The organism is Cupriavidus sp. GW822-FHT02D05, from assembly GCF_058802485.1.
Window position 1 is genome coordinate 289,649 of record NZ_JBXAOE010000003.1, and the last position, 11,586, is coordinate 301,234.

The 11,586-nt window shown below is 57.4% G+C and carries 13 protein-coding genes; 7 read left to right on the top strand and 6 right to left on the bottom strand.

Translation table 11 applies throughout. The features are described from left to right. Positions 1-106 precede the first annotated feature (106 nt). From AC1RQK_RS06150 to AC1RQK_RS06160, 3 genes are all read left to right on the top strand, one after another. Complete coding sequence (locus AC1RQK_RS06150; protein ID WP_492808045.1) at positions 107-850, top strand: TIGR02391 family protein; 744 nt, start codon at positions 107-109, stop codon at positions 848-850. A 397-nt stretch (positions 851-1,247) separates the two neighbouring features. Next, a complete protein-coding gene (locus tag AC1RQK_RS06155; RefSeq protein ID WP_492808046.1) occupies positions 1,248-1,562 on the top strand; it encodes a hypothetical protein in 315 nt (104 codons plus the stop codon). A 65-nt stretch (positions 1,563-1,627) separates the two neighbouring features. Continuing rightward, entirely contained in the window at positions 1,628-1,960 is a 333-nt protein-coding gene (locus AC1RQK_RS06160) for a hypothetical protein (protein WP_492808047.1), read from the top strand. Between the two features lie 161 nt (positions 1,961-2,121). Here AC1RQK_RS06160 and AC1RQK_RS06165 read toward each other — a convergent pair whose 3' ends face one another. The 4 genes from AC1RQK_RS06165 to AC1RQK_RS06180 all read right to left on the bottom strand — a co-directional run bounded on the left by AC1RQK_RS06165 (position 2,122) and on the right by AC1RQK_RS06180 (position 4,804). Further along, complete coding sequence (locus AC1RQK_RS06165) at positions 2,122-2,406, bottom strand: hypothetical protein (RefSeq protein ID WP_492808048.1); 285 nt, start codon at positions 2,404-2,406, stop codon at positions 2,122-2,124. 10 nt (positions 2,407-2,416) lie between these two features. Beyond that, positions 2,417-2,653 (bottom strand): hypothetical protein, encoded by a 237-nt coding sequence (locus AC1RQK_RS06170; RefSeq protein ID WP_492808049.1) that lies wholly within the window; start codon positions 2,651-2,653, stop codon positions 2,417-2,419. 378 nt (positions 2,654-3,031) lie between these two features. Beyond that, a complete protein-coding gene (locus AC1RQK_RS06175) occupies positions 3,032-3,691 on the bottom strand; it encodes a hypothetical protein (RefSeq protein ID WP_492808050.1) in 660 nt (219 codons plus the stop codon). A 420-nt stretch (positions 3,692-4,111) separates the two neighbouring features. Further along, positions 4,112-4,804, bottom strand: coding sequence for a helix-turn-helix domain-containing protein (locus AC1RQK_RS06180; protein WP_492808052.1), 693 nt, complete (start codon positions 4,802-4,804; stop codon positions 4,112-4,114). 208 nt (positions 4,805-5,012) lie between these two features. Between AC1RQK_RS06180 and AC1RQK_RS06185 the strand changes: the two genes are divergently transcribed. Continuing rightward, positions 5,013-5,882, top strand: coding sequence for a hypothetical protein (locus tag AC1RQK_RS06185; protein ID WP_492808054.1), 870 nt, complete (start codon positions 5,013-5,015; stop codon positions 5,880-5,882). A 69-nt stretch (positions 5,883-5,951) separates the two neighbouring features. Here the strand turns inward: AC1RQK_RS06185 and AC1RQK_RS06190 are convergent, their stop codons facing one another. Beyond that, positions 5,952-6,164 (bottom strand): ribbon-helix-helix protein, CopG family, encoded by a 213-nt coding sequence (locus tag AC1RQK_RS06190; protein WP_400101494.1) that lies wholly within the window; start codon positions 6,162-6,164, stop codon positions 5,952-5,954. 21 nt (positions 6,165-6,185) lie between these two features. Next, on the bottom strand, positions 6,186-6,815 hold the full coding sequence (parA, locus tag AC1RQK_RS06195) for a ParA family partition ATPase (protein WP_492808056.1): 630 nt from the start codon (positions 6,813-6,815) through the stop codon (positions 6,186-6,188). A 189-nt stretch (positions 6,816-7,004) separates the two neighbouring features. Between parA and AC1RQK_RS06200 the strand changes: the two genes are divergently transcribed. The 3 genes from AC1RQK_RS06200 (at position 7,005) to AC1RQK_RS06210 (ending at position 11,565) form a co-directional block, all read left to right on the top strand. Further along, positions 7,005-8,000, top strand: a complete 996-nt coding sequence (locus AC1RQK_RS06200; protein WP_492808057.1) for a hypothetical protein — start codon at positions 7,005-7,007, stop codon at positions 7,998-8,000. Positions 8,001-8,012: 12 nt separating this feature from the next. Then, complete coding sequence (locus AC1RQK_RS06205) at positions 8,013-8,531, top strand: HAD domain-containing protein (RefSeq protein WP_492808059.1); 519 nt, start codon at positions 8,013-8,015, stop codon at positions 8,529-8,531. 706 nt (positions 8,532-9,237) lie between these two features. Continuing rightward, a complete protein-coding gene (locus AC1RQK_RS06210; protein ID WP_492808061.1) occupies positions 9,238-11,565 on the top strand; it encodes a DotA/TraY family protein in 2,328 nt (775 codons plus the stop codon). Positions 11,566-11,586: the final 21 nt, after the last annotated feature.

Here is an 11,586-nt window from a genome sequence, read left to right on the forward strand (position 1 = left end):
AACTCTACATAGAGTTTTAGCAGAATTTAGCGAGATGGTGCATGAGCAAGAGGGCTGCGAAATCCCTATGGGTGATAATGCCCTTCATCCAGCATAAGGAAAGACCATGCGCGAACTGGTGACGGCGATCCCCGATGTTGATGTACTCCTCGCGCTCGAGCCCGAGGAGTTGGCCGCCAAGCTGATCTTCCTGCTGCGTGCCCGGCCGGAAGCGATGTTCCATTTCGGAAATCTGCGCATGGAACTTGGGATGGCCGGTCATGCCGGATATCCCCCGGAGCGCCTTGCCGAAGTCGATCTCGCGTTGGCCGAGGCGTATGCGTGGCTGGAGGCACAGGGGCTGGTTGTCCCGGCCGAAGGCATGAATGGCTCAGGTGGCTGGCGGCATCTGAGCCGCCGCGCACAGCGCTTTGAGAACGAGGCGGCCTTCACCGACTACCGGACCGCGCGCCTGCTGCCGAAGGAACTCCTGCATCCGACGATCGCCACCAAGGTGTGGTTGTCGTTCATGCGAGGCGCATACCCGACCGCCGTGTTCGAGGCGATGCGGGCGGTCGAGATCGCGGTGCGCGAAGCGGCGGGTTTTCCTCAGTCGGAGATCGGTGTGCGAATGGTCCGGAAGGCGTTCCACATCGCGACCGGGCCGCTGACCGACATGAATGTAGACGAAGGCGAGCGGGAGGCTTTGTGTGCGCTGTTCGCCGGCGCGATCGGCTCGTACAAGAACCCGCACTCACACCGGCACGTGCCGATCGACACCCCGCGCGAGGCGGTCGAGATCATCCTTCTGGCCAGCCATCTGCTGGGCATTGTCGATGCGCGCGTTGCCGCGCTAAGGACGACCGCATAAGCGAGTTCGTCGCGCTCAACGCGATTCCGACGCCGGCGCAGGTTGTCACGGCTGGCGAGCGGGCCAGCAATCGGTTACTGGAATTCTTTGCTTCCAACGTTCGCAATCCGCACACACGCCGCGTCTACTGGCCGGCGGAGGTGATCGCCCTGCAGCAGTTGGGCCAGCCCTAGAAACTCAGCGTGGACCACAATCTGTGGCGCGCAGGGTGCGACACCTCTCCCTTCAATGCCCCGAAAATCCCGGTTTTTGGAGGTATTCGAGTACACATTGACTCGCCGGCGCGGCATTTGTAGCTTGAACGCAACAAGCCATTGTCACTCCATTTTTGTCGATTTATTCTCCAAACATTGATATTTACATTCCAAAATAAGGGAAAACGGAAATGAGATCGCCATTGGATGCGCTGATTACCCAGAAGTCCCTGCAGTTCGTCAATGGCCGCATGAATGCCGATCTGGTCGATCTGATCACGGATGGTCGGATCGAAGGCGACGTGCCGTTGAAGAACGTTTGTGCCAAGGTCACGCCGGAACTGGCCGACGATATCGATCAAGTTGTGAATCTGCTCGGGATCAGCAAGCGCCGTTTCCTCGAGGCAGCATTCATCGAGGCCGTGCAAAAGGCCAAAGCCATCATGGAGGCGGAAGGCGTGTTTGATGCGCTGGATGAGCGTGCAGCCAGCGATGACGAAGCGCCCTGCAGCAAATGAGCTACGGCCATGCTCCCGCTCCATGGGACCGCTCAGAATGTCATTGACACCCCAGAAAAGAAAACATGGAAAGACTCTTAGATGCAATCATCGCCATCAGCAACTGGTGGGAGAATACGACTCCGCGAGACTTGGATCCGGACGAGCTCAAGACGATGAAGCGATCGGAGCGCTTGATCGCCTTCTATTCGGTCGTCTCTCTCGTCCTCTTCATCTTAGCCTTGTCGGTCGAGCGCGATGTGCCCCAGGCTACCGGCTACATGCTTCCTTTCGCGACGATCCATGCCTACCTCTTGAAGGGAATACTCCTCGCCCCGATTGCATCGTTTGGCATGCTCCTGTTTCACCTAGCTCATGGCGCTTGGGCCTACCGCCGTCTCAACCGAGATTGCGACTGACCCAGGCCACACCACAGAGGACTAAATGGCCTCACTTGGGACGCGCAACATTTTGCCGCATCGCGCTTGTCCCTTCGAGCCGCTGGCCGCCCTAGCGATGCCGCACGGTCGGCTATGAGGTTTCTACATAGAAACCTCATGCCGTCCGCACCAGTAGATCGCTACCAGTAGATCTCCTTGTTGAGATTTATCGCCACCACCTGCAGGCTGATGCTCCTGAAGAACCCATGCCAGTTCGACGGAGCGATAAAGCTCATCCGTCCACCGCCAGAATCCCATACGGGAACCACTGCCCCAGCCAGGCCAGCCGACGTTGCATGTCCCTGCAACTCGGCAATGATGCCCTGCTGGTCAGACGAACTCTTCCGACCAAATGCGCTGTCCAGTGGAATGATAATCAGATCCACCCCCTGCTCGCGCAGATGCGCAACCTTGAATCTCGGCATATCACCTCCGTTAACTCTTCTGTTGCGCAAACACCAGCAGCTGCCACTCGATCTTGCCGAGCCCCGGCGCATGCTGATGGTGATTCTGCGGCGGCAGCGTATGGCCCTTGGCAATCCCGATCTCATCACCACAGACGGCGCACCGATAGATACCCGCGTTTGCCGCTTCACTGCCAGGCGAATACTTCGTGTCGTATTCAGCACTTTCACCTTTATTCAAGTACTGGCCATGTTTATATTGCGCCACTTTAGTTCTCCTCACTGCCTAAAACCGGAAGGACGTCAGATATCGCGCATGCAACTCTGACGAGGCTCCCGAGCTTACGAAGCGCCTGCTTCGACCATGATGCAAAGATGCACTAGAATCACATTATTTGATGCGTCCACACGTGGTCTTCTCTTGATTACGACGCTATATCGCGTTATAGATATGAGGCACCAAACAACAGTTTGCTGCTCGGTGCCCCCCCGACGGGGCGCCTACCACGACCCTTGGCCAGTCCAGCCGTCGAAATCTAGGCTGGTCGAGGGTCTTCTCAAGTCGGCACCCAACGGGCAGGCAAACAGTGGATGCCGGCGACTAATAATTTCTGCATTTCTCCTCCCTCCTTGGTTGAAAAGATGGTTATGCCGCCCCGCCACTCGTTGGCGCGCCCGCTTGATCGGCTGAGGCCGGTTGAGCCACTGCATTACTAGCTGCCGCCTGTTGCACAGCCACTTGACTCGCGGCGGCCCGGGTCTCGGTTTCGGCGATCATTTTGCGAAACGTTTCGATCTCGCCAAATGCTCCAATGTCCGCCATCCGCGCTAGAAACTGACTGTAGAGACCATCCTGCACTTCGCCCCGCGTTCGCATTAGCTCCATCGCCAGATTGGGGTTGAGAAGCAAAACGTAGTGGAAATCTCCGGACGGTCCAGGCTTCGTCAGGATGAACAAAAGCTGCTGGAGCCTTCTCATCCGCCGCCGCCACGTATCCACTGCTCGCTCCCCTGCAAAGCCGGCCTCGCTAGCAAAAGTGGCTGGGTTTTCGATCACGATCAAAGGGTGATCAGGAGACCGAGCCCACAAACAGAAGAGCGTATGCCCTGCGGGCTGTCCCTTCGACTGCATGTCAATCGCTTGCATTACGAGCGGAAGTGTTCGCGGGACCGTGGTGTACCCATCATTCCGCTTCCGGCTCCAGGTCCATTGCGCAGGCGTATTCGGGAAATGCAGATCCATCTGCTGCTGAGCCCGCTCGGCCATGTTCAGCCGCCTAGATGCCGCTTGCTTTCCGTTTGCCACCAAGATCTCCTACCTGTGTTGATCACTGCATGGTTACATCTTCAGTTGCGCCCGGCAACGATTCGAAGCGCACATCCTTCCGCTGTACTTAAGCACACAAAAAGCCTTTTTACCACCATGAAATGGCGATATATTGAGCAATCCCATAGCCACGAAATGCGCGATTCCGCACGTTTTTTCACAAAAAAGCGTTGAGAATCAATTATTTACATTGAAATTGCGGTGCTACAGTGCTCCAATTTTCCCGTGCTCCCATGTGCTCTACGTCCTCTTGGGATATACAAGGGTGCCGAAGAGCCCTCACGGAGCATGAATATTTGAGCAAAGGCGTAAGCTTGGGGCACCTTGCTCCAGGTCTGGATGGTCCGACCCTGGGCAATCGCTTGACGATGGCCCCAGCCGCGTAGCCGGGGCCCTTCTTCACCGCCCAATAGCGACAGAACGCGGCGTCGCAAATTCTTCCGGTTCTTCGCCGAGCGGAAATGCGACCACGTAAAGCACAGTTGTGTCGAAGGGTTTCGCCTCCGCGTCGCCGTTGAACCTCAACCTCACATTGCGCTCCGCGAAACGGAGCGATACCCCCAAAGTACTCAGCCCGTCAATGTGCCGCTGCATGCCGTCATAGACATCGAATTTCTGCACCTCTGAATAGTGGTCGCTGCAATCGCGATACTCACGCATATAGTCGACCAACGCAGCAAACTCCTCGTCGGCCTCGCGACTCATCTCGAACCCAGACGTAGCGAGGTCCATGCTGTGCATCTCTGCAAGTTTCGCCAGCTGCTTCCCGGTCTGAAGCGGCAGCGCCTTGAGCGTGATGTGTTCGCGCTCAAACTTCTCTTTCGCCGCCTGCAGTTCCTCTACCGTCGGAATGGAGAATGGCTTGTTCAGCGCGTCGATATCCTCAAACTCGAAAGCTCGTGCGATCGCTCTACGCGTGTCGAAACCGGACGCATCCCCGCGTTCGACACGCTGGATCGTCCGCACACTCAAGCCCGACAGATCAGCAAGCTGCTCCTGCGACCATTGCCGGCCCTCGCGATAGAACCTGACCAATACGGCAAGTTCGTGGGCAGTCAGCAGGCGAGGCTGCGCTTGTTCCGTGGTAGACATCGTGATCTCCATTGAGCAGATGGGACAATGATGCGGCGGCGCCGGCAACGATGACACGACAGCGACCCGACATCCGGCCGACAAATCAAGGCTCTGGGCAAAGGCACACCATATTAAGCGGCATTTTCCCGACCCTCATCATCACGGACGCACGCGTAGGACTTCAGCGACATAGTCGACAATCTAGATCCCTCGGAAGGCTGCAAACATGGAAGAAAACAAAAATGAGCTCGCCCCACTCATCCAGTTCGGCCGGGCGTTCGCAGTCTGGATCGAAAAGAATCAACCTCTACTGGCGTCGATCGCGGACGGCGTGCAGGGACTAGCGACCGAATTTGTCGGGTTCGCATATCGTTTGCAAACAAGCTTTGATGCCCGGATGGAGGTATATCCGGAGCTCGCAAACTGCGCGCTATCGCTAGCTAAGCGGGGGTGGTTTATGAGCGGCTATTTCGGCTTGTCAGAGCTTGATCAGTTGGCCCGTCAAGCGGCGGCAAACCGCGGGAGCCTGGGCGAACTTGAGACCGTGCTTGCTAGGCTCTACGCGGAGGACCTGACCTATCATCTCAACAGTATTGTTGACGAGCACCCTTCCCGGGCGTTCGCTATCCGCCCGGCTGTCGATGCCCACTTGCGCGGCGAGTATGCCCTCTCGGTACCGCTATTTTTCGCTCAAGCGGAAGGAATCTGCTTCGAGAACGCCAAAAAGTATCTTTTCCAGGGCATGCCCGAAGAGCGGGTGGCCCACGTCGCGCAGCTCGAACTGGCGGCACTCGCAGCAGCACCGAGTGACAACCCGGTGACGGGGTTCTATGCCCTGCTCTACGAAATTATGTGGACATCCGTAAGCGAACGGTTGCCGATCGCCTACAACCACAAGGACCGCGAGCGGTTCGACTACAACGGCCTCAACCGCAATACGGTACTGCATGGCATCGCAATGGAGGAATATGCGACGGAGGAAAACAGCCTGAAGGCGTTCTCGTTGCTCAGTTGCATGGCAGCATTGATGTCAAAGAAGGAGAGTGCCGCTCGACGCCTCCCCCTTGGAGATGACTCGTCACCGCCGCCTGTTTAGGCAAGCATTGCACCGTCGCAGCCGAGGAATAGGACCATAGAGCCAGTTTCATCTGCCTTGAGCGAATACTCAATCGCTCAATTGAGCAACCATCTCTCGCAGGATCTCGGAGACGGTGCGCCCAGCCTTGGCCGCATGGACCTTGAGTTTCGTGTGCAGATCGCGATCCAGGTCGAAATTCACCCGCACCGTGCTCGTCTTGTCTGCCAGGTCGGCTAACGTAGCTGTTCTCTTTGTATCGCTCGGACGACCGGCGCGCAGGTTTAACTTGCTGCTACTCATTCCCACCTCTTACTCATTTGATTAATTGAGTTTTCCCTTAAGCTCTCTCATCAGTGCTCGGATCTCCCGAGCAGCATTGCCCTCAGGCTCAGTGTCAAGCACTGTCGTCCCACTCGCAGCAGTACTCGGGTAGCTCACACGCTGAGTGATCCGCGCTTCCAGGATGGGTAAGCCATAGCCCTCCAGGGCATCGCTCACCTCCGCCCCAATCTTCGTGTTCTTGATGGCTCGGGATACCACGAACGCCGCCTGTAGTTTTCCGTCTGTCACCTCTATTCGCTGCTTGACCAGTTCCACTAGGTCTGCCGTTGCCCAAATGTCATATGGCGACGGCTGCACAGGGATGAGGATGAAGGAGGCAGCCTTGATCGCCGACACCGCGAGGTCTGCCCCCTGGGGAGCCCCATCGATCACAACGAAGTCCTTGCGAGCGATGCTCTTGAGATCGCGGTCGATGGTAGGACGGTCTATGCCTACCACTGGCACCGGCTGGTCTTCGCGCACAGCGGCCCAATCCCGGGCACTTCCCTGAGGGTCCGAATCCACCAGCAGCACATCGTCACCGGCCAGCTGCAAGGCGCGTGCGAGATGCGTCGCGATCGTAGTCTTGCCGGCACCCCCCTTCTGATTCAGGACCGCGATTACATGCATTTCCGAATCCCTGAGGAAATAAGGACGAACTCAAATACTCAGCACAGTGTAGCACGGTTGAGTATTTGAACTATTGAGCACATGAGTACTTGAGTAAATACGTAATTTGAGTAAAAATACACATCATGGTGCTAATACTCGCCAACTGGTGAGATTGATAGGGGGGGCCGATGAATGAGGAAAGCGAACATGGCTGAGTCCGATGGTCGTAGGCTTTGGTGGCCAGATTTTTCGCGCTACGGCGCACGGCTGTCGGTCGCGGAGAACCCCTCCGTGGGACGCAACTTCCTGAAACTGTCGATATTGGACCGGGCTCGGTTTGCTCAGGAAAGCGGCATTTCGCAGGACGATGACCTGCTGCGGATCATGCGCACAAATGGTTTCACCTATTTCCCCAGCGAGGTGAAATCCAGAGCAGACCGAGCATACGATGCGGGAGTAAGGCAGGGGATGCCGATCGCAGTAGTCGAACGGGCCGCGAATGAGGAAGCGAGCCGGCTCTACTTCTATGCGCAAACCGTTCACACGTCCATTACATCACTTAAGCGCATCATCCCCGCCTTTGTCGAAACTGACTTGCGGGAGTTCGCGCTGGCCGAAATCAAGCACCTGGATCACGAATACATTTCCGGCGAGGATGCCCGCTCATTCATCCGGCGCATGCAGGCAATCGACGGGGCCGAGCACGGCGTGTTCTACACAATTCATCGCGATCGGGAGACGGTGAGGGCAGTGACAACGACGACAATCTCTGCCAATGTCGTACTTCACTACGCGGATCTGCCTCGGGAGACGCCACGGCGTCTCTCCTCAACTGGCCCGGAAGAGGGTTTTGCGGCTTTCCGCTCAGTCCTAGCCGTGGAGGACATACTGCACGTCGCCACGCTGGGCCTCGATGGCTATCCATTGAAAGCACCGCGGCTGTCGGCGCTCGCCATTGCCTATCCGACGTCCGCGGCTGCCGTTGTCGCGAATGGTGGAGACACCTACGGCGTAGAGCGGGAGAAGTGGCCATGGGGCTTGCCGCTGGGCTTCGATTTTCCGGAAAAGCGCCTTTTGGTTCTGAAGGACGCGCGTTTCCTCGAATACAACCCGCTGCGGCTTCCCGATCCGGAAACGGATCTCGCCAATGCACCGACATGCTGGACGCCGATGCAATATGCGAACATGAATCGAGCCCGCTAACCGAGATTGGAAATGCTCCTGTTCCTAGATTATGACGGTGTGCTGCACCCCGACGATGTCTACCTCATCGGAGGTCGGCCGATGCTCAAAGCCGACGGCGAGCTTTTCATGTGGGCGCCCAGCCTGGTCGAGATCCTAAACCCATATCCCGAGGTGAAGATCGTCCTCTCCACGTCCTGGGTACGCATTCTCGGGTTCGGTCGCGCGCGCGACTATCTCCCGCAAGAGCTCCGCTCGCGTGTAATCGGCGGTACCTGGCACTCCGCAATGGGTCGCCATGCAGAAGGAGCTCACCGTGTTGACAGCAACTGGTTCGTGGCTGCTACGCGTTATGAACAAATTGCTCACTACGTTAGTCGTGCCAACGGCCGCGCCAGCGATTGGCTTGCCCTTGATGATGACGCCGATGGGTGGAATGAGCTTGTGCGGGAACGCCTGATCGAGACAGCAGGCGACACAGGCCTCTCCGCCGCTGAGAAGCAGGCGGAACTCCGCGCGAAACTACAACTATTGGAAAAGGACGCTCCGTGACAAACGGACCTGTGGCGACAGAACGGAACAAACGACGCGCCCAACGTCGCCGGCAACTGCGGCTCCGCATGCGACGCGACTACCTAAAGAACTTTGTGATCGATGGGCCGGACGATGCAATTGATGGTCTCATCACGGCTGTCCGTGCGAACCGAGGGAAACTTCCCCAGGGTCTGGTGAGCGATAACGCCTTGGCCAGGGACATTGAGCGCGCGGTGCAACTCCCATCTAAGCTAATTGCAAGCGCGAAATACCTGCGTTCTCCATTTACCTATTCAGCACGGTCCATAGGCCGCCTCTCATGAAAGGCGCGCCGTAACATGGCGGCGGCCTACTTTTCGTAGGCCGCAAACTCCGGCGGCTTGATGTAACTTGTCTTGGCAAGATGCAGCGCCTACTCACGGGCTGCGTGAAGCCCCGAAACGCGCCCGACATCCTTCGTACAGGATCGCGTTGCCATTGACAACCGTGCCCCCCCCCCGGGCTAGCCATGCACTGCGATAGCAGGCGTGCGCGTCCGCTCGCTGCAAGGCATTCTCGGCGCGAGATTATTTTCAATAAAAATACCTCGTAAAACTACATTTTGGTAATATTACAATAACCAACACAAAGATATATTTATAAAAATAGCCAATTATAAAAATAATCGCTAACCAGAGGAAATTTAATATTAAATTTTTACGTTTATGCACCAATGGAGAAGGTGATGGCTAACCCATTTACGCCCGCGCCGACTGACGCGGCGGTCGAGATGCTTCGGCTTGCCTTCGGTAGCGCGGTGGACCACATCGTGCCAGGGATTGGAAAGACGGCGGACACGGCCAATAGCCTCATGCTCGCGGAGGCCTTCCGCTACTTCAACAGCGGCGTGCTGATGTTCGGTACCCTGATCCTGACGTATGTCACGATCGCCGGTATCGCCAACACCGCGAACGACGGCCAGGTGCTGGGCAGGAGCTGGTCTACCTTCTTCACGCCACTTCGCACGTTTTCTGCCGCAGCGGTGCTGATGCCAACATCCACGGGTTACGCCGGGATCCAGATCATCATGCTGCTGATCGTCTCCTACTCGATCGGCTTCGCCTCCAATATGTGGTCGGCAGTGGTGCAGTATTCGGTCGGCGGGAACATCGCCCAGGAGGCCGTCAAGAGCATCGTCAAAGATCCTAACTTCAATGCGATAGCTGTCAATGCGCTACGGATGACCTTGTGCGCAAATGGTGTCAACGCGGCGATAGCGAGCGTGTCTCCGGACTCGCAGGTCAACCTGCAGTACGTGCGGATAGATGCACCGCCTGATCGTAGCCAGTCCCATGGGGTGGTCTACAAAACCACTTACGCCTTTATGGACCCAAAGTGGCCCGGTAGCGAGGTCCTGTGCGGGAAGATCGTAATGCAGAACATTTACATGGCTCCGCCCCGCTCCGGCTCCAAGTACGCAAACGACGCGGCGCCATCGATCAAGGAAGCCATTTACCAAGTCCGATCCCGGTACGTGGAGTCGTTCTTTACGGGCAGCTTTGCGCAGCACGCGAAGGTGGTCGCGATGAAGGCCGCCATGGATGGCGAGACAATCGATGCAACGGCATTGGCCAGGTTTATCGAGGGCCTCAAGGATCAGCAGATGCGCGACATCGTTGCAGCCGTGCAGTCCGAGATTGCCAACGGTGAAAACGGCAATGCGCTGACCAAGCTGACTGAAAAGGGTTGGGTCTATGCGGGCTCCATGTACCGCGAAATCGGCCGTTTGAAGGATGCGGTTCGCAACACGACCACGTCATCGTCCGACTTCATTGTCGGGGCGAGCAATCCGCTTGAGAGCGTTCTGACCGGCGACTCTCTCGTTGCGGCCAATGCCGTCTTGACCAGGTACAACGTCATCGCCTCTGAGGTATCCAAAAGGATCTTCGAGTACGTGCCAGAGGTCTCGGCGTCCCAGCCAACCATTCCAAAGTTGCAATCAAATTTCACGATCAGCGACATGACGGATGGGGGCGGCTCAGTCAAGGGCGCCATCAACAAGATGTTCAACTATGGCGCCAATGCGATTCTGTCCGGCGTTGTCTACTACCTCGAAGACCCGGACGCCGATCCCGTGATGAAGGTAAAAAATCTCGGCGATTGGATGGCAACCACTGGCGAAGTATTGTCACTGTGGAAGGTCGCTGCTTCGTCGACGCTGGAGGGAGTCGCGGCGGCTGCACAGTCCAGCGCGGTGCCCGGATCCTTCCTTGCCTCTGGCTTCGCCCACGCTGCTGCCAAGTTCCTGGCGGAGATGTGGGCCTATGTAAGCCCGTCCATTATGGCGGTCATGTATCTGGGCTACTACTTGGGGATCTGGATCCCCATGGTGCCGTTCTTTATCTTCGCAACCGGTGTGGTGGGTTGGTTGGTGTTTGTGGTCGAGATGATGGCCGCAGGCATGCTGTGGGCCGCTGCGCACACGACTCCTGCGCGGGAGGACAGCTTCATCGGCAGCCAGACGCAGGGCTACATGCTGGTGATGTCTGGCTTCTTTCGGCCTGCCCTGATGGTTCTCGGCCTGGTGGCCAGCAATGCGCTGCTCTACCCCGCCACGGCCTACATGAACGAGGCATTCCTAATCGCATTCCGCTCGCTCCAAGCCGACGCACTGAGTGGCCTGTTCACACTGGCCGGCTATCTCGGCGTCTACTGTTTCGCGATCTCGGCCATGTACATGCTGCTCTTTAGCCTACCGCAGGCACTGCCAGACAACATCCTGCGATGGATTGGTGCCGGCATCGGCGATCTGGGCGAAAAGGGCATGACCGGCAAGCTAGAGGGGGCCGCGAGCTCGCAGGCCCGTCAGGCGGCCGTGTGGGGTTCATCCAAGGCGGCGTCGGTCCAGCAGGCCCGGCAACGCCGGGCTGACGATGCAGCGGATGCTGAAACTGCCAAAGAGGTGCGCGAAACAGAAGCTGCTCGACACGCAGAGTTGGTTGGCGCGCTGAAGCGTAATAGTCCGGCGGGCGAAACTGGGCAGTCGTCGATTACCGCTGACCGCGAGCCCTAAATTGACCTAAATGCATTCGTG

What these genes read in the sequence shown, in the direction of transcription:
- AC1RQK_RS06150 (WP_492808045.1), top strand. Translation starts at nt 107, where the DNA reads ATGCGCGAACTGGTGACGGCGATCCCCGATGTTGATGTACTCCTCGCG.
- AC1RQK_RS06160 (WP_492808047.1), top strand. Translation starts at nt 1,628, where the DNA reads ATGGAAAGACTCTTAGATGCAATCATCGCCATCAGCAACTGGTGGGAG.
- AC1RQK_RS06165 (WP_492808048.1), bottom strand. Translation starts at nt 2,406, where the DNA reads ATGCCGAGATTCAAGGTTGCGCATCTGCGCGAGCAGGGGGTGGATCTG.
- AC1RQK_RS06180 (WP_492808052.1), bottom strand. Translation starts at nt 4,804, where the DNA reads ATGTCTACCACGGAACAAGCGCAGCCTCGCCTGCTGACTGCCCACGAA.
- AC1RQK_RS06185 (WP_492808054.1), top strand. Translation starts at nt 5,013, where the DNA reads ATGGAAGAAAACAAAAATGAGCTCGCCCCACTCATCCAGTTCGGCCGG.
- AC1RQK_RS06190 (WP_400101494.1), bottom strand. Translation starts at nt 6,164, where the DNA reads ATGAGTAGCAGCAAGTTAAACCTGCGCGCCGGTCGTCCGAGCGATACA.
- parA (WP_492808056.1), bottom strand. Translation starts at nt 6,815, where the DNA reads ATGCATGTAATCGCGGTCCTGAATCAGAAGGGGGGTGCCGGCAAGACT.
- AC1RQK_RS06200 (WP_492808057.1), top strand. Translation starts at nt 7,005, where the DNA reads ATGGCTGAGTCCGATGGTCGTAGGCTTTGGTGGCCAGATTTTTCGCGC.
- AC1RQK_RS06205 (WP_492808059.1), top strand. Translation starts at nt 8,013, where the DNA reads ATGCTCCTGTTCCTAGATTATGACGGTGTGCTGCACCCCGACGATGTC.
- AC1RQK_RS06210 (WP_492808061.1), top strand. Translation starts at nt 9,238, where the DNA reads ATGGCTAACCCATTTACGCCCGCGCCGACTGACGCGGCGGTCGAGATG.